A 19,276-nucleotide genomic window follows, 5' to 3' on the forward strand; every position below is an offset into this window, starting at 1 on the left:
CGCGCGCGGCCGTCGTCTGAATTCGCTTTCTGACCTGTGTCCCATGGTGATGCCCGGCGGCAGTCGGGCGGTCAGCAGGCGGAGGACGAATGCGGGCAGTGTGGGGCGGATTTGCGTTAGGTGTGATCGTCTTGCAGCAGCAGGCAGGGCTGCCTGCATGGCGTGGCTGGCTGGTGCTGTTGCTAACCATGAGTGGTGCGTTGGCCGGGGCCGTGTGGGGCTTGCGTGGGGCGCCGGGTTGGCGGATGTGCTGCGGCTGGTGCGCGGTTTGGCTGGCTGCCGCTAGCGTGGGGTTTGGCTATGCGGCGTGGCGGGCCGAACTGCGTCTTGCCTCGAGCTTGCCGGCCGCGTGGGAGGGGCGCGACCTCGACGTACAGGGGGCGGTTCGCGGCCTGCCGAACCGTGACGACACGGGCGTGCGGTTCCTGTTCGACGTCGACTCGACTGACGCCCCGATCCAGCGCTTTCCGCGCACGATCCAGCTCGCATGGATCGACCAGAAGGGACCACCGCCGCCGTTGCTGGAACCCGGCTCGCGCTGGCGTCTGACGGTACGGCTCAAGCGTGCGCACAGCAACGCCAATTACGGCGTGCGCGATGGCGAAGCGGGTTGGCTCGCACGTAACATCCGGGCTACCGGATACGTGAGCAAGCTGGAGACGGCGCGGCGCCTGCCCGGGTTCGCGAGCGGCATTGCCATCGGAGTCGACCGCTGGCGTGCCGCGCTGCGTGCGCGCATCGACTCCGTGCTGGCCGGCGCGCCGCATCGCGGCGTGGTGGTGGCGCTGGCGGTCGGCGCGCAGGACGAGGTCAGCACCGCGGACTGGACGCTGATGCGCGCGACGGGCACGAGTCATCTGGTGGCGATTTCCGGGTTGCATCTCGGTTTCGTCGCCGGACTCGCCGGTTGGCTAGCCGGGGCGCTATGGCGACGTTCCTGTTTTGTAGGGTGCAACTGGCCGCTAAAGATTCCGGCGCAGACAGTCGCGGTGACGGCGGGTGTGCTGTTTGCGGCGCTGCACGCGGCGCTTGCCGGCTTCAATGTTCCGGTGCAGCGGGCGTTGTGGATGGCCGGTGCGGTGGCGCTCGCGTTTGTCAGCGGGCGCAGCGTGGCGCCGTCGTGGGTGCTGGCCTGGGCGTTGGGCCTCGTGCTGTTGCTCGATCCGTGGGCGGTGGTGTCTGCTGGATTCTGGCTGTCGTTTTGCGCCGTGGCGGCAATCGTTTATGCGATGTCGGGACGGCCGCGTGTTCGTGATGACGCTCGGCGCGGCGAGCAGCAGGAGCCTGAATCGGATGCGGATGCCGCAGTGGGTGGCGAAGCAGTTATCGAAGCCGATGGCCCAGCAGATGTCGCTGCGACCGCACGGCCAGGCCGCATGCGCCGCCCGCGCTTCGTCACCCAGGCAATCGCTCTGTTGTGCACGCTTGCCCGCACGTCCATCGCCCGCTTGCGCAGTGCCGCCCACGTGCAGTTCGCGGTCACGATCGCGCTCGCGCCGTTGACCGTCTACTGGTTCTCACAGATCCCCTTGATCGGGCCCGTCGCCAATGCGTTTGCCATCCCGTGGGTGAGTTTCCTGGTGACACCGGCCGTGCTGGCCGGCGTCGCGTTGCCCGTGCCGTTCGATGCCTACGCGAATCGCGCCGCTCACGGATTGCTCGACATGCTGGTGACCGGTCTGCAGTTGCTCTCGGGGCCGGACTGGGCGCTCTGGCGCCTGCCGCAGCCCACTATCTGGGCGCTGGCCGCGGCGGCGATCGGCGTCGTCTGGTGCCTGGCGCCGCGCGGCTGGCCGTTGCGCTGGGCGGCACCGCTGACCTGGCTGCCGCTCCTGTTGCCGCCGCCCCCCGGGCCGCCGCCAGGAACGTTCAGGCTGACTGCGCTCGACATCGGCCAGGGCTCGTCGATCCTCGTGGAAACGGCGCATCACGCGTTGTTATTCGATGCCGGACCCGGACCGGAGTCGACGCACGCCGGCGAGCGGATCGTAGTGCCGTATCTGCAGGCCAACGGCGTGTATACATTGGACACCATGGTCATCAGCCATGCCGATTCGGATCACTCGGGTGGCGCGCCGGCCGTGCTGCAAGGGGTCCACGTGCGTCAGCTGGTGGCCGGGCTTGTGCCATCGAATGCGCTGTGGGAAAAAGCCAGGGCGGCCGGCGCCGGCACGGTGCGCTGTTCGGCCGGCCAGCGCTGGCAATGGGACGGTGTCGAGTTCAGCATGCTCTGGCCTGATCCGGGGCCATTGCAGGGCAATCCGAATGGGCATAGCTGCGTGCTGCGCGTCAGCACGGCGGCCTCGCCTGATACGAGCCGCGGCGCGGTGGCTGCCGGCCACGAGGCTGAAGGCATCACCCCGGCCAACGCAGCGCCGGCGACCCACGTAGGCGCCACTGGCAACGAAGCCGCAACGGCCAACGCAACTCCCACAGCTGACGCAACCCCCACGGCCAACGCAACCCCCACGGCCAACGCAACCCCCTCAACCCGCCTCACCGCGCTCCTGGCCGCGGACATCGAAGCGCCGGTCGAGCGTATCCTGCTCAAGCGCGATCGCGAAGCCTTGTCCGCGCAGATCCTCCTTGTGCCGCATCACGGCAGCAAGACCTCTTCGACCGAGCCGTTCCTCGACTCTATCGAGCCGCTTATCGCAGTATTTCAGGTAGGCTATCGCAACCGTTTTCACCATCCCAACCCGGGCGTCTTCGAACGCTATCTGGCGCGGCATATCGAACTCACGCGCAGCGACGAGGACGGCGCAGTGCGAATTCTGGCCTGGGACGCTGCGGTGCAGGAGTCGTCGGAGCAGGGCGGCGCAGCGCCGCGTGCGACGCTTTCGCTCGAGCGGTATCGCGTTGCGCATCACCGGTACTGGATGGATCCATGAAGGCCGCACGCGCGCAACCCGCCGTGCCGCTCGGCTAACAGAATCAGGAACGGAGACAGCGACACTTGAAAAATATCATTCACTTCTCCCACGCGAACGGTTTTCCCGCGTCGACCTATCGAACCATCTTCGCCGAGCTGGCCGATGACTACGACGTGCGTTTCATCGAACGAATCGGCCACGACACACGCTTTCCGGTGACGCAGGACTGGCCGCATCTGGTCGAACAATTGCTCGACGATATCAGCCGGTCCTACGAGCAACCGGTATGGCTGGTCGGCCATTCGCTCGGCGGCTATCTGTCGCTGATGGCCGCGCTGAAAAAGCCGCAATGGGTCAAGGGGGTAGTGATGCTCGATTCGCCGGTGATTGCCGGCTGGCGCAGCAGCATGCTGCGCGTGTCGCAATGGACCGGTCTCGACGAACGTCTTTCACCCGCTGCCGCCACGCGCACGCGTCGCACCCAATGGGCGAGCCGCGACGAAGCCTGGCGGCACTTTCACTCGAAGCCCGCGTTCGCGCGCTGGGACGAGCGCATGCTGTCCGACTATATCGACTTCGGCATTCCGCAGAATTCGTCCGACGGCACGCGCGTGCTCGCGTTCGATCGCCGCACCGAATACCGGATCTACAAGACCTTGCCGCACACGCTGGGTTCGCGGCTCGCCCGCGGCGCACCGGTGCCGGTTGGCTTCATTGCCGGAACCCATTCGAAGGAGATTCGCCAGGCCGGTCTCGACGCCACGCGCCGCGCGACCGGCGGCCACCTCGAATGGATCGACGGCAGCCATTTGTATCCCATGGAGAAACCGCTGGAAACGGCACGGGCGGTACAGCGGATGCTGCGCGAACTGGAGCGGCGCACCTGATGTGAGACGCAGCGGCTGGGTGGGCGCGGGCACCGCATCGGCGGCGGGGCGGCAAGGCAGTCACAGGCGGCGTAGGAAACCGTGCGGGATCGGTATGGGTGCCGCGCATTTCGCTGGGTTGAGGCCCTGCTTTACGGTATAATCCGTTTTTCCCGCGAGCATCCAGCGATGACCAAATATGTTTTCGTCACCGGCGGCGTAGTTTCTTCCCTCGGCAAGGGTATTGCCGCCGCTTCCCTCGCCGCGATCCTCGAATCGCGCGGTCTGAAAGTCACCCTCCTCAAGCTCGATCCCTACATCAATGTCGACCCCGGCACGATGAGCCCGTTTCAACACGGCGAAGTGTTCGTGACGGAAGACGGAGCGGAGACCGACCTCGACCTTGGGCATTACGAGCGCTTCATCAGCACGAAGATGCGCAAGGCCAACAACTTCACCACGGGCCAGATTTACGAATCGGTGATCCGCAAGGAACGCCGCGGCGATTATCTGGGCAAGACCGTGCAGGTGATCCCGCACATCACGAACGAAATCCAGGCTTTCATCGAGCGCGGCGCAGCGTCTGCGACGTGCGGTGAACCGGATGTCGCGATCGTCGAAGTCGGCGGTACGGTGGGCGATATCGAATCGCTGCCGTTCCTCGAAGCCGCGCGTCAGATGAGCCTGCGCCTCGGCCGCAACAGCGCGTGCTTCGTGCACCTGACGCTGGTGCCATGGGTCGCCACCGCCGGTGAGCTGAAGACCAAGCCCACCCAGCACAGCGTGCAGAAGCTGCGCGAAATCGGTATCTCGCCGCATGTGCTGCTGTGCCGCGCCGACCGCCGCATCCCGGACGACGAACGCGCGAAAATCTCGATGTTCTCGAACGTGCCGGAAGACGCGGTGATCTCCGTATGGGACGCGGACAGCATCTACAAGATTCCGCAGATGCTGCACGACCAGGGCATGGACGCGATTGTCTGCGAAGAACTCAAGCTCACGCCGAAACCCGCCGACCTGACCATCTGGTCGGAGATGGTCGACAAGCTCGAACATCCGAAGCACGAAGTGACGATCGGCATGGTCGGCAAGTACGTCGATCTGACGGAGTCGTACAAGTCGTTGATCGAAGCGCTGCGCCATGCGTCGATTTATACGTCGACCAAGGTCAACATCGAATACATCGACTCGGAAGAGGTCGAGACGCAAGGCGTCGAGAGTCTCAAGCATCTGGACGCCGTGCTGGTTCCGGGCGGCTTCGGCCGGCGCGGCACCGAAGGCAAGATCGCGGCGATCCGCTATGCGCGCGAAGCCAAGGTGCCGTACCTCGGCATTTGCCTCGGCATGCAGCTGGCCGTGATCGAATTCGCGCGCGACGTAGTCGGCATGAAAGACGCGAACAGCACCGAATTCGATCCGGGCACGCCGAACCGCGTGGTCGCGCTGATCACCGAGTGGTACGACCGTGACGGCCGCGTCGAAAAACGCACTGAAGAGTCGGACCTCGGCGGCACGATGCGTCTCGGTTCGCAACGTTGCCCGGTCAAGCCCGGCACGCTGGCTGCAGAGATCTATGGCAAGGACGTGAACGAACGTCACCGCCACCGTTATGAAGTCAATAACCGCTTCGTGCCCCAGCTCGAAGGCGGCGGCCTTATCATCAGCGCCCGTACCCCGAGCGAAGATCTGCCGGAAATGATGGAATTGCCGCGCAGCATGCACCCGTGGTTTGTCGGCGTGCAGTTTCACCCGGAATTCACGTCCACGCCGAGCAACGGGCATCCGCTGTTCAAATCGTTCGTCGAAGCGGCGCTGGCGCATCAGCTGTCGCTCGTCGAGGAGAAAGCATGAAACTGGGCGATTTCGACATCGGACTGCACAAGCCGTTTTTCCTGATCGCGGGCACCTGTGTCGTCGAATCCGAACAGATGACGATCGACACGGCCGGCCGGCTGAAGGAAATTTGCGCGAAGCTGAACATTCCGTTCATCTACAAATCGTCGTACGACAAGGCCAACCGCAGCAGCGGCAAGTCGTTCCGCGGTCTGGGGATGGACGAGGGTCTGCGCATCCTGTCCGAAGTGAAACGCCAGCTCGGCTTGCCGGTGCTGACCGACGTGCATGCGGAACACGAGATCGAGCAGGTTGCCTCGGTGGTCGACGTGCTGCAGACGCCGGCATTCCTGTGCCGCCAGACGGACTTCATTCACGCCTGCGCGCGTTCGGGCAAGCCGGTCAACATCAAGAAGGGCCAGTTTCTCGCGCCGCACGACATGAAGAACGTGATCGACAAGGCGCGTGATGCCGCGCGTGAAGCGGGTCTGTCAGAAGACCGCTTCATGGCGTGCGAACGTGGCGTGTCGTTCGGCTATAACAATCTGGTATCGGACATGCGATCGCTTGCGATCATGCGTGAAACCCACGCGCCGGTCGTGTTCGACGCCACGCACTCGGTGCAGTTGCCGGGCGGGCAGGGCACCAGCTCGGGTGGTCAGCGCGAATTCGTGCCGGTCTTGGCCCGTGCTGCAGTAGCCGTGGGCGTGGCCGGACTCTTCATGGAAACGCATCCGAATCCGGCGAAGGCGATGTCGGACGGGCCGAACGCCGTGCCGCTACATCGCATGGCCGATCTGCTCGAAACTTTGCTGACGCTCGATCAGGCCGTCAAGCGCACGCCGTTCCTCGAAAGCGATTTCAACTGATGTCGATCCGCGCGCTGTTTCGACTCACGAGCCGGCGCTGCGCGTCTGAATCTGTTTTGAGCCCCGATTGGAACCCAATGGTCGTCCAAAGTGTCTGGCTAGAGGCTGCGCCTCGTACGTCAGACGCCGTTTCACCGTAAGAATCCAACGTTATTTCTTGAGGAAACCATGAGTGCTATCGTAGATATCATCGGTCGAGAGATTCTCGATTCGCGAGGCAACCCCACCGTCGAATGCGACGTGCTGCTCGAGTCGGGCACGATGGGCCGCGCCGCGGTACCGTCGGGTGCATCGACGGGCTCGCGCGAAGCGATCGAACTGCGCGACGGCGAAGCCGGCCGTTACAACGGCAAGGGCGTGCTGAAGGCCGTCGAGCACATCAACACCGAAATCTCCGAAGCGATCATGGGCCTCGACGCTTCCGAGCAAGCTTTCCTAGACAAGACCCTGCTCGAACTCGACGGCACCGACAACAAGTCGCGTCTCGGCGCGAACGCGATGCTGGCGGTGTCGATGGCGGTTGCCAAAGCTGCGGCTGAAGAAGCCGGCCTGCCGCTGTACCGTTACTTCGGCGGCTCGGGCGCGATGCAACTGCCGGTGCCGATGATGAACATCGTCAACGGCGGCGCACACGCCAACAACAGCCTGGACATCCAGGAATTCATGATCGTCCCGGTCAGCCAGCCGACCTTCCGCGAAGCACTGCGCTGCGGCGCCGAAGTGTTCCACGCGCTGAAGAAGATCCTGTCCGACCGCGGCATGAGCACGGCCGTGGGCGACGAAGGCGGCTTCGCGCCGAACTTCGGCAGCAACGACGAGTGCCTGTCCACGATCCTTCAGGCTATCGAGAAAGCAGGCTACCGCGCCGGTGAAGACGTGCTGCTGGCGCTCGACTGCGCCGCGAGCGAGTTCTACCACGACGGCAAGTACCAGTTGGCTGGCGAAGGCCTGCAACTGTCGTCCACGGAATTCGCGGACTACCTGGCGAATCTGGCCGACAAGTTCCCGATCGTGTCGATCGAAGACGGCATGCACGAAAGCGACTGGGCCGGCTGGAAGACCCTGACCGACAAGCTCGGCAAGAAGATCCAGCTGGTGGGCGACGATCTGTTCGTCACCAACACGCGCATCCTGAAGGAAGGCATCGACAAGGGCATCGCCAACTCGATCCTGATCAAGATCAACCAGATCGGCACACTGACGGAAACCTTCGCCGCGATCGAAATGGCGAAGCGCGCGGGTTACACCGCCGTGATCTCGCACCGTTCGGGCGAGACGGAAGATTCGACGATTGCCGATATCGCGGTCGGTCTGAACGCCGGTCAGATCAAGACGGGATCGCTGTCGCGTAGCGACCGCATCTCGAAGTACAACCAGCTGCTGCGTATCGAAGAGGATCTGGGCGATATCGCCAGCTATCCGGGCAAGTCGGCGTTCTACAATCTGCGTTGAACGCTAGCCTTGACCACCAGGCTTGACCATTGAGCCGGTTCTCTTTCGTTTCCGATTCAGCACGCCGCCCTGCGTATAGCGCAGGGCGGCGTGTATTTATTGTGCTTACTTCATGCGGCTTGTCACTGCTGTCCTGATCGTACTGCTGGCGCTGATCCAGTACCCGCTCTGGTGGGGGCATGGCGGCTGGCTGCGCGTCCACGAACTGCAAGGCGAACTGGCGCAGCAAATGCAAAAGAACGCCGACGAAAAACTGCGCAACGAACGCATTGCGGGCGAAGTGCAGGATCTGCAGAACGGTACCGCTGCGGTGGAAGAACGCGCGCGTTACGAAATGGGCATGGTGCAAGACGGCGAAGTGTTCGTGCAGTTCGTCTCGCCGAACGCCCCGTTGCCGACGCCGAACAACGCATCGGGCACGACTTCGACGCGCGGCGAAGTGTCCGCCGCGCCGGTGCGCGTGGTGCCGAATCCGGAATCGCGGGCGAAGCCGGATCGCAAGCACGGTAGTAAGGACGCGAAGGACAAGAACTCGAAAGAGAAGAAGCCGGCGCAGTGAGGCGTACGCGCAAACTGCGTGCAGAACGAGAAGTGCCCGATGCGGGGCGGTTGTGACGGCATGGGCAAACAAAAAGCGCGGTGAGAACCGCGCTTTTTTTGTCTGCAGCGTGCTGTTTGCAGCCGAGGTGACCCATTGGCCCAGCGCCGCTACGCAGCGGCACGTCAGATCAGTAGTGCCTCACCAGCCCCAGCCCCATCCCGGCGCATAGCCCACGCCTACACCACCGCCCCAGCCGGGACCCCAGCCGCCGCCGTAGTAGCCGCCATAAACGGTGACGGGCGGCGTGTAGTAGCGTGCCCAGGCCTGGGCGGCGTTGTCGGCGGCAATGGCCTGGTTCTGGTCGGCCATGACCTGCCTGTCGATCGCGTCGTAGCGCTGGCGCTCTTCTTTCGTCAGCGGGCGGGTGCCGTCAGGCAAACCCGACTGGCCAGCCGGCAGGCGGCTGTAGATGGGCGAAGGACCGGGCGGGTCGATCGTGCAACCGGTCAGCATCGCGGCGCCCGCGATCAGCGACAGTGCGACCGACGGACGAATGGTTTGCAGTAGCGCAGTACCGTGGTTCATTGCGTTGACCTTCATCGGCTGCCCCCGAATCGTACGAATTGCTGGGGCACGACCCATGTCGACGATATCGCACCGTTCATGGCCTGCACCATTTGTGCGGCCCCGAAGCGGTGCGACCGGCGCGTCTCAATGCCGTTGGTCTGCGGCGGGAGAGACACCTTCAGAAAGCCCGCTGGCGACAAAAAGTTGCGCCACATCGACCGGGTCGAACTCGTAGCGCTGGTTGCAGAACTCACAGTGAATCTCGACGTGGCCACGTTCTTCGATCACGCTGTCCACCTCTTCGCGACCCAGCATTTTCAGCATCGCGCCGACCTTCTCACGCGAGCAGCTGCATTCGAAGCGCGCCGGCGCCGGTTCGAAATGCTGGACGTTCTCTTGCCAGAAAAGCCGCCGGAAGACGGTCTCGGGTTCTTCCTTCAGCAGTTCGTCTTGCGACAGCGTGCCGCCGAGCGTGCAGACACGCTCCCAGGTGTCCACGTCGAGCTCGCCCGGATGCGGGACGATGCCGCCGTCGCCGGGCAGCTTCTGCAGCAACATGCCGACGGCACGCTCGGTATTGGCCGCGAGCCAGAGGCGCGTGTCGAGCTGTTCCGAGTGGTGCATGTAGTGCTCGAGCACTTCCGACATCGACTTGAGCGGACCGTCGAGGCCCGACAGCGGCACGATGCCCTGGTAGGGCTGCTGGCCCGGCTGTTTGACGCGCGGGTCGAGTGTGATCACGCAACGGCCATGGCCGCTGGCGTTGACCAGTTCGACGAGGGTAGTGTCGTCGCCGATGGTGCTGTCTGCCTCGCCCGAGAACTTGGCGGTGGCGCGCATCGACAGGTCGGAGCTGCACTGCACCACCAGCATCTTGACCGGGCCGTCGCCGAAAATCTGCATGATGAGCGTGCCGTCGAACTTGAGGTTCGCCGACAGCAGCGCACACGCGGCCATCATTTCGCCGAGGATGGTACGCACCGGCGCGGGATAGTCGCGACGGGTCAGCACTTCTTGCCACGTGTTGCGCAGCGAAACAATCTCGCCGCGCACCGGCGCCGCGCTGAACATGAATTTTTGCAACTGGTCGTTCACAACTTTTTTCCTCGGTCGAATGGCGCAGCTCAATGCTGCGCGCGCTGCATGCCTAGCCGATACGGACGAGCTGCGCCTTGAAAAAAGCGCGACGTTCGACGTAATTGGCCGTATTACGGTGCATGCGGGTGATGTCGGCTTCCGTGAGTTCGCGCACGACCTTGGCCGGCGCGCCCAGAATCAGCGAATTATCAGGAAATACCTTGTCCTCGGTGACGACGGCGCCTGCTCCAACCAGACAGTTGCGGCCGATTACCGCTCCATTCAAGACCACCGCCTGAATTCCGACGAGCGAACCTTCCTTGATGGTGCAGCCGTGCAGCATGGCCTGATGGCCGATCGTCACGTTGGCTTCGATCGTCAGCGGGTAGCCGGGGTCCGTATGTAGCACGGCGCCTTCCTGGACATTGCTGCCCTGACCGACTGAAATCAGTTCGTTGTCGCCGCGGATCGCCGCGCCAAACCAGACGCTCGCGTTTTCCTCGAGCGAAACCTTGCCGATGATGGTCGCGGTATCCGCGACGAACACGCTTTCATGGATGGTCGGGGCTGCATCGCCAAGCTTGTAAATTGCCACGGTCTCTCCGGTCTCATGCAAAAGTTGCGGCCGAACGGTGGCCGCGCCATCTACTGCAGGCGTGACGGCAGCGCCCAAGGCCGCGCCGTATGGTCGAATAGCGTATTGTAAACGGTTGTGTGGACGGGGCGCCTGATACTGCTGCTGGTCCACCGCGCGGGTCGCGCCGCGTTCCATCCGGATTCCATTCCTTTTCCAGCCGCTTTCCCGTTCCGCCACGATGAATTCCGTTGTTCCCATGGCTCCCGACACGCCTTGCCCACCATTCTGCGCCCGTACCGGGGCGCTCCGCGCGTTGCTCGAATGCGATCCGCGCAGCAAGGCCGACGCCGCGCGGGCGCTGTATGCCAGCGCGGTGCAAGGCGGCGCGACCTGCTCACCGTCCGCCCTGATCGAGGAGCCATCCGGCTTGCCGGGACGGCCTGAGCGCCCACAACTGGTGGAGCCGCGCAAGCTCGGCCGGCGCAGCATGCAGTCGCCGGAGGGTCGCGCGGTCTTGCTGCACGCGCTGGCGCATATCGAGTTCAACGCCATCAACCTCGCCCTCGACGCCGTGTGGCGCTTCGGCGGCATGCCGGCGGCGTTCTACACCGACTGGCTCAAGGTGGCCGCCGAAGAGGCCTACCATTTCTCGCTGCTGGTCGCGCGGCTTGCCGAGTTCGGCCACGCATACGGCGATTTTCCCGCCCACGACGGTCTGTGGGATATGTGCGAGCGCACACGCGGCGATGTGCTGGCGCGCATGGCGCTGGTGCCGCGCACCCTCGAAGCGCGCGGCCTCGACGCCTCGCCGCCCATCCGCGCGCGGCTCCAGCAGGCAGGCGATCACGCGTCGGCGGCGATCCTCGACGTGATCCTGCGCGACGAGATCGGCCACGTGCTGATCGGCAACCAGTGGTTCCGCTACCTGTGCGAACAGGGTGGTCTCGATCCGCATCCCACCTACCTCCAGCTGGCCGAGCAGTACCACGCGCCAAAGCTGCGCGGTCCGTTCAATTTCGAGGCGCGCCGTGACGCCGGTTTCGACGAGGCGGAACTGGCCGCCCTGGCGGGGCTCGAGGAACGATCGCCGGCTACGGATTGAGCGCAGCCTTGAGGCGCCGCGCCTTCCGGAAAACGCTTATCTCGTTATAATCGAACGATCATTCGTTTTTCAGGTGCGGTCCGCTTATGAACACTCCAGAGTCCGATTTCATCGACGTGCGCGGCGTGCGTCTCCACGTGCGGCGTTGGGGCAGTCCGGATGCCCCGACCTTGTTCATGCTGCACGGATGGATGGATGTCGCGGCGTCTTTCCAGTTCGTGGTGGACGCGCTCGGCGGCGACTGGCAGGTGATCGCGCCCGATGCGCGCGGTTTCGGGCTGTCCGACTGGCCGGTGGCGGAGCGCGGCGGCGGCAGTTACTGGTTCCAGGAGTACGTATCCGATCTCGACGCGCTGCTTGACCACTACGCGCCATCAGGCGAAGTGAACCTCGTGGGACACAGCATGGGCGCCAACGTGGTTTGTCTCTACGCCGGCGTGCGTCCGGAGCGGGTGCGGCGGGTGGTGGATCTCGAGGGCTTTGGCCTCGCCGCTGCGAAAGCCAGCCAGTCGCCGAAGCGTTTGCGCAACTGGCTCGACGAATTGCGCGAACCGCCGCAACTGAAGCGTTACGCCTCGCTCGACGAGGTCGCGGCGCGTCTGACGAAGACCAACCCGCGTCTCGCGCCGCGACGGGCGCGCTTTCTCGCCGAACACTGGTCGAAGCCGGACGGCGAGGTCGGTTTCATGCTGCTGGCCGATCCGGCGCACAAGCTGCGTAGCCCGCTCCTGTACCGCCTCGACGAAATCATGGCGGTGTGGGCCAACGTCCGCGCCAAGGTGTTACACGTCGAGGCCGCCGGCTCGCCAACCCTCGCGCAGATTGCGGGCGACGTACCGCTCGACGAATTTAAGGCGCGTTTTAGCGCATTCCCCGACTGGCGGGAAAAGATCATCGAGGAAGCCGGTCACATGGTCCATCACGATCAGCCGGAGCAGATTGCTGCGCTGATCGAAGCGTTTTGCGCATAATATTTTTTCGCGACTGAATGCCCTGCGAGGGATTGCGCGCCATCGAATCGTCTGCTGGGCTTACTGCATTGCAGTAAAATGAATGCAGAACCTTTTTAAGACACAGATGAACGCCGACCTCCACTGTCATTCCACCGTTTCCGACGGCCAGTTCGCGCCCGCCGACGTCGCGCGCCGCGCGCACGCGAACGGGGTCACCTTGTGGGCGCTGACCGACCACGACGAGGTGGGCGGCCAGCAGGAAGCTCGTCAGGTGGCCGAGGAACTCGGCATGCGCTACCTGAGTGGCGTGGAGATTTCGGTGACGTGGGCCTCGCGCACGGTGCACATTGTCGGTCTGAACGTGGATCCGACTTGCCAGACGCTGGTTGAGGGTCTCGAACGTACCCGTAACGGCCGTGCTGCGCGCGGTGAAGCGATCGGCGAGCAACTGGCCACGCTGGGCGTCCCGAACGCCTACGAAGGCGCACTCAAATACGTCTCCAACCCCGACATGATGTCGCGCACCCACTTTGCGCGCTTCATGGTGGATAGCGGCTACGCCAAATCGACCCAGGATGCCTTCACGCGCTTCCTCGGCGACGGCAAACCGGGATACGTCGCCCATCGCTGGTCGAAGCTGGCCGACGCGGTTCGCTGGATCCAGGTGGCCGGCGGCGAAGCGGTGATCGCGCATCCAGGGCGTTACGAGTACACGCCGCTCGAATTCGATGCGCTGTTCGGCGAGTTTATCGATCTGGGCGGCAAGGCAATCGAAGTCGTCACCGGCAGCCACACGCCCGACCAGTATCGCGAATATGCTGACGTGGCACGTCGCTTTCGTTTCGAAGCATCGCGCGGTTCCGATTTCCACGCAGCGGGCGAGGGCCGGGTCGAACTGGGCAGTTTGCCGCAGTTGCCGTCCGACCTGACACCCGTCTGGCAACGCTGGCTGTGACCGTAAGGGGTGTCGCAGCGTCACGGCTCTAACGTGCGCCGCGATGACAGGATGCGCCGGGTAGGCGGAATACGCTGACAGCGCCGCGCGGGCCGGTCCGATTCTCACGATAACTACCATGTCCCAATTTTTTCGGCTCCATCCCGATAATCCGCAGCCGCGTCTGATCAAGCAGGCCGTGCAGATCATCAACGACGGCGGGGTAGTCGCCTTGCCGACCGATTCGAGCTACGCACTAGCCTGCCATCTCGACGACAAGACAGCCGTAGAACGCCTGCGGCGGATTCGCGGACTCGACGAGCGTCAATTGCTGTCGTTGCTGGTGCGTGATCTGTCGGAGCTGGCGAACTTCGCGATGGTCGACAATCGTCAATACAGGTTGATCAAATCAGTCACGCCGGGGCCGTACGTGTTCGTGCTCGAAGCCACCAAAGAGGTGCCGAGGCGGCTCTCCCACCCGTCGCGCAAGACCATCGGGCTGCGCGTGCCGGATCACGCGATCACGCTGGCGATTCTCGAAGAACTCGGCCAGCCGCTGCTCGGCTCGACCCTGATCATGCCGGGTGAGACCGAGCCGCTGAACGACGCGGAGGAAATCCGTGCCCGGCTGGAGAAGCAGCTCGATCTGGTGATCGACGGCGGCCCATGCCCGTGCGAGCCGTCGACCATCGTGGATCTGACAGGACCTGAGCCGGTGCTGGTGCGGGCCGGGCGCGGCAGCCTCGCGCCGTTTGGCCTCGAACAGCCGGCATGAGCGATAGCAAGATCGCCTGCATGAGCGAAAGCCGACTGACGCACGCAGTGGCGTTGTTACAATAGCGGGCTATGGACTCTTCCCTCATACAGACAATCGCGGTCTACGCATTGCCGGTGATTTTCGCCATCACGTTGCACGAAGCCGCACACGGCTATGTCGCGCGCCTGCTCGGTGACAACACGGCCTACGTGCTCGGCCGGGTTTCGTTCAATCCGATGCGCCATATCGACCCGCTCGGGACGATAGCCATTCCATTGCTGCTTTATTTCGCGACCAGCGGCGCGTTCATGTTCGGTTACGCGAAGCCGGTGCCGGTGGCGTTCGGCAATCTGCGCAATCCGCGCTGGGGCAGCCTGTGGGTCGCGCTAGCCGGGCCGATGTGCAATTTCGTGCAGGCGCTCGTGTGGGGCGTGATCAGCGTGGGACTGTCGGTGGCTGGCGTCGAAGAACCGTTTTTCACGCGGATGGCCGCGGCGGGCGTGGGCGTCAATCTGGTGCTTGGCGTGATCAACCTGTTTCCGCTGCCGCCGCTCGACGGCGGCCGCGTCCTGACCGCGCTGCTGCCGACGCGCCAGGCTATTGCGCTCGCGCGCCTCGAGCCTTATGGTTTTTTCATCGTGATGGCACTGGTGATGACCGGCCTCCTGACCCGTTACTGGCTGAGCCCGCTTGTCAGCCTGGGTTATGACGCCGTGACCGCCATCCTGACCCCTATCGCTTCGCTTTTTCAATAAAACCATGTTCCCTGACCGTATTTTCTCCGGCATGCGGCCTACCGGCTCCCTGCACCTCGGCCACTATCACGGTGTGCTGAAAAACTGGGTCCGGCTGCAGTCCGAGTATCCGTGCTTTTTCTGCGTGGTCGACTGGCACGCGCTCACGACGCACTACGAGACACCCGAAGTCATCGAAAAGAACGTCTGGGAAGTGCTGATCGACTGGCTCGCTTCGGGTATCGATCCGGCGCAGGCCACGCTGTTCATCCAGAGCAAGGTGCCCGAACATGCGGAACTGGCGCTGCTGCTCGGTATGAGCACGCCGCTCGGCTGGCTCGAACGCGTGCCGACCTACAAGGAGCAGATGGAGAAGCTGAAGGACAAGGATCTGTCCACTTACGGCTTCCTCGGCTATCCGGTGCTGATGGCAGCGGACATTCTGCTGTACCGCGGCTCGCTCGTGCCGGTGGGTGAAGACCAGGTGCCGCACGTCGAAATGACGCGCGAAATCGCGCGCCGTTTCAACTACCTTTACGGCCGCGAACCGGGCTTCGAAGAGAAGGCGAATGAAGCCGCCAGGAAACTGGGCGGCAAGCGCTCGAAGCTTTATCACGAACTGCGCAACGCCTACCAGCAGGAAGGCGACGACGAGGCCCTCGAACAGGCGCGTGCGATGTTGCAGGAATCGCAAAGTCTGTCGATGAACGACCGCGAACGTCTCTTCGGTTACCTGGAAGGCTCGCGCAAGATCATCCTCGTCGAGCCGCAAGCCATGTTGACCGAAGCGTCGCGCATGCCGGGCCTCGACGGTCAGAAAATGTCGAAGTCCTACGGCAACACGATCGGTCTGCGCGAAGACGCGGCGACCATCGGCAAGAAAGTCCGCACCATGCCCACCGACCCGGCGCGCGTACGCCGCACCGATCCGGGCGATCCGGACAAATGCCCGGTGTGGCAACTGCATCAGGTCTATACGGACGAGAGCACGCACGAGTGGGTGCAAAAGGGCTGCCGTACGGCCGGCATTGGCTGCCTCGACTGCAAGCAGCCAGTGATCGAAGGCATTCTGCGCGAACAGCAACCCATGCTCGAACGTGCGCAGAAATACATGGACGATCCGTCGCTGTTGCGCGCGATCGCCGCCGACGGCTGCGACAAGGCCCGCAAGTTCGCCACCGAAACCATGCGCGATGTGCGTGAGGCGATGGGCCTCTCGTACAATTGATGCCGCTGACGCGCCGGAGGCATCGGGCATCCACGGCGCGCAGCGCTTCTTGCAGGCCATGAGCGAACCCGCTATCACCGCATCTGCCGCATCTGACACGCCGCTCGGCGAGCCGTCGCGCTGGGTGCGTCACTGGACGCACCTCGTGGCGCAGGGCGGGGCTGTGCTCGATGTTGCGTCGGGCGCAGGGCGGCACGCGCGGTGGTTCGCCAGCCACGGTCATCCGGTGACCGCGATCGATCGCGATGTGGCCGCGCTTGCCACGATGCAGAACGAGTCTCTGGTTACGGCGCTCGCCGCCGATCTCGAAGGCGCGCCCTGGCCGCTGTCCGATGCCGCGAAATTCGCCGCGGTGGTGGTGACGAACTACCTGCATCGTCCGTTGTTTCCCTTTTTGCTGGACGCGTTGGCGCCCGGAGGTGTGCTGATTTACGAGACTTTCGCGCAGGGTAATCAGACCGTCGGCAAGCCGTCCAATCCGGCCTTCCTGCTTGCACCGGGCGAGTTGCTCGACAGGGTCCGTCCGCGTCTGCGGGTGGTCGCATTTCAAGATGGTTTTCTCGCGCAGCCGCGTCCGGCGTACGTCCAGCGGATCTGCGCGGTTCTGGAGGCGGAACCGGCCCTCAATGGAGCACAGTCTGACGGGTTGGGGGCGACCCAGGCGTTACCCCCGGCTTGTTACGAACTGGCCGGCTAATCCGCTACAATCGCGTTTTACTGATTAAATTCATGGCGTTTCATGACTAACGGCACTCAAAGCGGCACCCCCGGCGAAGGTCCTCAGATTCGCGGCAGTATTCCCGCGATCATTACCCCAATGCTCGAAGACGGCAGCCTCGATTTGCCGGCATTCCGCAAACTGATCGACTGGCATATCGAAGAGGGTACGAACGGGCTCGTGGTGGTCGGCACGAGCGGCGAATCGGCTACCTTGTCGGTGGAAGAGCATGTGCTGATGGTCAAAACCGCCGTCGAACACACGGCCGGCCGGATTCCGGTGATCGCCGGCTCGGGTGGCAACTCCACCACCGAGGCGATCGAACTGACCCAGCAGGCGAAGCAGGTGGGCGCGGATGCGACCCTGCAAGTGGTGCCGTACTACAACAAGCCGACCCAGGAAGGCATCTACCGCCATTTCGCGAAGATCGCCGAAACGGTCGACCTGCCGGTGATCCTGTATAACGTCCCTGGCCGTACGGTTGCAGATATGTCGCACGAGACCGTCCTGCGCTGCGCACAGGTGCCGGGCATCGTGGGCGTGAAGGAAGCGACGGGCAATATCGACCGCGCGGCGCACCTGATCAAGTCGGCGCCCGCGCGCTTCGGCATCTACAGCGGCGACGATCCGACGGCAATCGCGTTGATGCTGCTGGGCGGCCACGGCAATATTTCCGTGACGGCGAACGTGGCACCGCGCGACATGAGCGAATTGTGCAAGGCCGCGCTGGCGGCCGACGCGAAGACCGCGCGTGAGATTCACCTGAAACTCCTGTCGCTGCATAAGAACCTCTTCATCGAATCGAATCCGATTCCCGCGAAGTGGGCGTTGCAGGAACTGGGGCGTGTGCAGGGCGGAATCCGCCTGCCGCTCACCCCGCTCGATGCGCGCTACCACGAAGTGGTGCGTGCTGCGCTGCGCGAAGCGGGCCTGCTCGGCTGAGTGGTTTCAGCACACAGCAGCCCGTCACCGGCATTTTTTTAACCGACGTCGATATCGCCCGCGTTCCCGGCATTGAACCAGGCACCGCGTTCCAGCTTCACGAAGGACCTCATGAAACGTTCCGCACTTCCCCTCCACGCAACCCGCATGGCGGCGCTGGCGCTTGCCCTGGTGACGCTCGCCGGCTGTGACACGCTGAACGACTGGTTTGCCTCCGATCGAGTCAATTACAAGGCCACAAGCATCGCGCCGCCGCTGAACGTGCCGAGCGATCTGCAGACTACGCCCACGCAAGACAAGTACGTGGCGCCGCCTGCCAACCTGGCCCTGGGTGGCGCGCCAACGCGTGCAATGACGGCCGCCGGCAATGCGACCGAAGGCGTGCCGAATGCGCAGGATCCGCTCGGCATGCACATCGAACGTGACGGCGACCGCCGCTGGCTGGTGGTCGACGGCCGGACGCCGGAACAGCTGTGGCCCCAGTTGCAGGAATTCTGGGAAGAAAACGGCTTCGTCCTGAAGACCGATGCGCCGGCTACCGGCATCATGTCCACCGACTGGGCCGAGAACCGCGCCAATATTCCGGATGACTGGTTCCGCCGTACGATCGGCAAGGTCGTCGATTTCGCTTATTCGAGCGGCACGCGTGACAGTTTCCGTACCCTTGTTTCGCGCGGTTCGAACGACGTCACCGACATTTCGATCACGCACAGCGCGATGGAAGAAATGCTGACCGGGCAGGACAAGACCTCGTCGCGCTGGGTGGAGCGTCCGCGCGACCCGGCACTGGAGGCGCTGTTCCTTGCGAAGCTGATGCAGAAATTCGGCCTGAGCGATGCGCAGTCGAAGCAACTTATTACGGATGCCCGTCCGTCGACCGCCCCGGTCACGGTCGACATGGCCGCCGGCGGCGCGGCTACGCTCGACCTGCAGGAATCGTTCGACCGCGCCTGGCTGCGCGTGGGCCTCGCGCTCGACCGCACCAACTTCGCAGTCGACAACCGCGATCGCGAAAAGGGCATTTACTACGTGCGCTACGCAGATACGATGCAGGAACTGAAGAAGGAAGGCCTGTTCGGCAAGCTGTTCTACAGCGGCAACTCGAAGAAGCCGGCGCAGGAGTTCCTCGTGAACGTGCGTCCGAAGGGAGATGCGCTGACGCAGGTGGCCGTGGTCGATGCGAACGGGCAGGTGGATACTTCGTCGGATGCGCAGCACATCGTCTCGCTGCTACACGCGCAGTTGAACTAAGG

General features: G+C 63.8%; 18 protein-coding genes. 15 read left to right on the forward strand and 3 right to left on the reverse strand.

Features of this window, described 5'->3' with window-relative positions:
* The first annotated feature begins 89 nt into the window (after positions 1 to 89).
* From P3T43_RS00200 to ftsB, 6 genes are all read left to right on the forward strand, one after another.
* Complete coding sequence (locus P3T43_RS00200; protein ID WP_429279028.1) at positions 90 to 2,891, forward strand: ComEC/Rec2 family competence protein; 2,802 nt, start codon at positions 90 to 92, stop codon at positions 2,889 to 2,891.
* 65 nt (positions 2,892 to 2,956) lie between these two features.
* Complete coding sequence (locus tag P3T43_RS00205; protein ID WP_429279029.1) at positions 2,957 to 3,760, forward strand: alpha/beta fold hydrolase; 804 nt, start codon at positions 2,957 to 2,959, stop codon at positions 3,758 to 3,760.
* A gap of 168 nt (positions 3,761 to 3,928) precedes the next feature.
* Positions 3,929 to 5,590, forward strand: coding sequence for a CTP synthase (locus P3T43_RS00210; protein ID WP_429279030.1), 1,662 nt, complete (start codon positions 3,929 to 3,931; stop codon positions 5,588 to 5,590).
* Positions 5,587 to 6,441: a 3-deoxy-8-phosphooctulonate synthase gene (gene kdsA / locus P3T43_RS00215; protein WP_429279031.1), complete on the forward strand. Its 855-nt coding sequence runs from the start codon at positions 5,587 to 5,589 to the stop codon at positions 6,439 to 6,441. Before P3T43_RS00210 ends, kdsA begins: the two co-directional genes overlap by 4 nt.
* A 168-nt stretch (positions 6,442 to 6,609) precedes the next feature.
* The gene (gene eno / locus P3T43_RS00220; RefSeq protein WP_429279032.1) at positions 6,610 to 7,893 is read left to right on the forward strand and encodes a phosphopyruvate hydratase; all 1,284 of its coding nucleotides are present in this window, start codon (positions 6,610 to 6,612) and stop codon (positions 7,891 to 7,893) included.
* Between the two features lie 112 nt (positions 7,894 to 8,005).
* Positions 8,006 to 8,452, forward strand: a complete 447-nt coding sequence (gene ftsB / locus P3T43_RS00225; protein WP_429279033.1) for a cell division protein FtsB — start codon at positions 8,006 to 8,008, stop codon at positions 8,450 to 8,452.
* Positions 8,453 to 8,632: 180 nt separating this feature from the next.
* Here ftsB and P3T43_RS00230 read toward each other — a convergent pair whose 3' ends face one another.
* The 3 genes from P3T43_RS00230 to P3T43_RS00240 all read right to left on the reverse strand — a co-directional run bounded on the left by P3T43_RS00230 (position 8,633) and on the right by P3T43_RS00240 (position 10,673).
* A complete protein-coding gene (locus P3T43_RS00230; protein ID WP_429279034.1) occupies positions 8,633 to 9,019 on the reverse strand; it encodes a hypothetical protein in 387 nt (128 codons plus the stop codon).
* A 126-nt stretch (positions 9,020 to 9,145) separates the two neighbouring features.
* Positions 9,146 to 10,096: an Hsp33 family molecular chaperone HslO gene (hslO, locus tag P3T43_RS00235; RefSeq protein WP_429279035.1), complete on the reverse strand. Its 951-nt coding sequence runs from the start codon at positions 10,094 to 10,096 to the stop codon at positions 9,146 to 9,148.
* 52 nt (positions 10,097 to 10,148) lie between these two features.
* Entirely contained in the window at positions 10,149 to 10,673 is a 525-nt protein-coding gene (locus P3T43_RS00240) for a gamma carbonic anhydrase family protein (RefSeq protein WP_429279569.1), read from the reverse strand.
* A gap of 220 nt (positions 10,674 to 10,893) precedes the next feature.
* Here P3T43_RS00240 and P3T43_RS00245 point away from each other — a divergent pair, with 220 nt between their 5' ends.
* The 9 genes from P3T43_RS00245 (at position 10,894) to bamC (ending at position 19,274) form a co-directional block, all read left to right on the forward strand.
* The gene (locus P3T43_RS00245; protein ID WP_429279036.1) at positions 10,894 to 11,757 is read left to right on the forward strand and encodes a ferritin-like domain-containing protein; all 864 of its coding nucleotides are present in this window, start codon (positions 10,894 to 10,896) and stop codon (positions 11,755 to 11,757) included.
* Between the two features lie 86 nt (positions 11,758 to 11,843).
* On the forward strand, positions 11,844 to 12,728 hold the full coding sequence (locus P3T43_RS00250) for an alpha/beta fold hydrolase (RefSeq protein WP_429279037.1): 885 nt from the start codon (positions 11,844 to 11,846) through the stop codon (positions 12,726 to 12,728).
* 106 nt (positions 12,729 to 12,834) lie between these two features.
* Positions 12,835 to 13,665, forward strand: coding sequence for a 3',5'-nucleoside bisphosphate phosphatase (locus tag P3T43_RS00255; protein WP_429279570.1), 831 nt, complete (start codon positions 12,835 to 12,837; stop codon positions 13,663 to 13,665).
* Positions 13,666 to 13,783: 118 nt separating this feature from the next.
* Positions 13,784 to 14,419: an L-threonylcarbamoyladenylate synthase gene (locus P3T43_RS00260; protein WP_429279038.1), complete on the forward strand. Its 636-nt coding sequence runs from the start codon at positions 13,784 to 13,786 to the stop codon at positions 14,417 to 14,419.
* Between the two features lie 71 nt (positions 14,420 to 14,490).
* Entirely contained in the window at positions 14,491 to 15,156 is a 666-nt protein-coding gene (locus P3T43_RS00265; RefSeq protein ID WP_429279039.1) for a site-2 protease family protein, read from the forward strand.
* A gap of 4 nt (positions 15,157 to 15,160) precedes the next feature.
* A complete protein-coding gene (locus P3T43_RS00270; protein WP_429279040.1) occupies positions 15,161 to 16,363 on the forward strand; it encodes a tryptophan--tRNA ligase in 1,203 nt (400 codons plus the stop codon).
* A gap of 58 nt (positions 16,364 to 16,421) precedes the next feature.
* Positions 16,422 to 17,060, forward strand: coding sequence for a class I SAM-dependent methyltransferase (locus P3T43_RS00275; protein WP_429279041.1), 639 nt, complete (start codon positions 16,422 to 16,424; stop codon positions 17,058 to 17,060).
* 42 nt (positions 17,061 to 17,102) lie between these two features.
* Complete coding sequence (gene dapA / locus P3T43_RS00280; RefSeq protein WP_429279042.1) at positions 17,103 to 18,023, forward strand: 4-hydroxy-tetrahydrodipicolinate synthase; 921 nt, start codon at positions 17,103 to 17,105, stop codon at positions 18,021 to 18,023.
* Between the two features lie 111 nt (positions 18,024 to 18,134).
* Positions 18,135 to 19,274 carry an outer membrane protein assembly factor BamC gene (gene bamC, locus P3T43_RS00285; RefSeq protein WP_429279043.1) on the forward strand — a complete coding sequence of 380 codons (1,140 nt, stop codon included), beginning with the start codon at positions 18,135 to 18,137 and terminating at the stop codon, positions 19,272 to 19,274.
* Positions 19,275 to 19,276: the final 2 nt, after the last annotated feature.

This window comes from Paraburkholderia sp. GAS41 (assembly GCF_050436545.1).
GTDB lineage: Bacteria > Pseudomonadota > Gammaproteobacteria > Burkholderiales > Burkholderiaceae > Paraburkholderia.

Bases quoted from the DNA above. Each gene is read 5' to 3' on its own strand.
- P3T43_RS00255 (WP_429279570.1), top strand. From the start codon at position 12,835: ATGAACGCCGACCTCCACTGTCATTCCACCGTTTCCGACGGCCAGTTC.
- ftsB (WP_429279033.1), top strand. From the start codon at position 8,006: ATGCGGCTTGTCACTGCTGTCCTGATCGTACTGCTGGCGCTGATCCAG.
- P3T43_RS00245 (WP_429279036.1), top strand. From the start codon at position 10,894: ATGAATTCCGTTGTTCCCATGGCTCCCGACACGCCTTGCCCACCATTC.
- P3T43_RS00270 (WP_429279040.1), top strand. From the start codon at position 15,161: ATGTTCCCTGACCGTATTTTCTCCGGCATGCGGCCTACCGGCTCCCTG.
- eno (WP_429279032.1), top strand. From the start codon at position 6,610: ATGAGTGCTATCGTAGATATCATCGGTCGAGAGATTCTCGATTCGCGA.
- kdsA (WP_429279031.1), top strand. From the start codon at position 5,587: ATGAAACTGGGCGATTTCGACATCGGACTGCACAAGCCGTTTTTCCTG.
- P3T43_RS00265 (WP_429279039.1), top strand. From the start codon at position 14,491: ATGGACTCTTCCCTCATACAGACAATCGCGGTCTACGCATTGCCGGTG.
- bamC (WP_429279043.1), top strand. From the start codon at position 18,135: ATGAAACGTTCCGCACTTCCCCTCCACGCAACCCGCATGGCGGCGCTG.
- P3T43_RS00200 (WP_429279028.1), top strand. From the start codon at position 90: ATGCGGGCAGTGTGGGGCGGATTTGCGTTAGGTGTGATCGTCTTGCAG.
- P3T43_RS00230 (WP_429279034.1), bottom strand. From the start codon at position 9,019: ATGAACCACGGTACTGCGCTACTGCAAACCATTCGTCCGTCGGTCGCA.
- P3T43_RS00260 (WP_429279038.1), top strand. From the start codon at position 13,784: ATGTCCCAATTTTTTCGGCTCCATCCCGATAATCCGCAGCCGCGTCTG.
- P3T43_RS00210 (WP_429279030.1), top strand. From the start codon at position 3,929: ATGACCAAATATGTTTTCGTCACCGGCGGCGTAGTTTCTTCCCTCGGC.
- P3T43_RS00275 (WP_429279041.1), top strand. From the start codon at position 16,422: ATGAGCGAACCCGCTATCACCGCATCTGCCGCATCTGACACGCCGCTC.
- dapA (WP_429279042.1), top strand. From the start codon at position 17,103: ATGACTAACGGCACTCAAAGCGGCACCCCCGGCGAAGGTCCTCAGATT.
- P3T43_RS00250 (WP_429279037.1), top strand. From the start codon at position 11,844: ATGAACACTCCAGAGTCCGATTTCATCGACGTGCGCGGCGTGCGTCTC.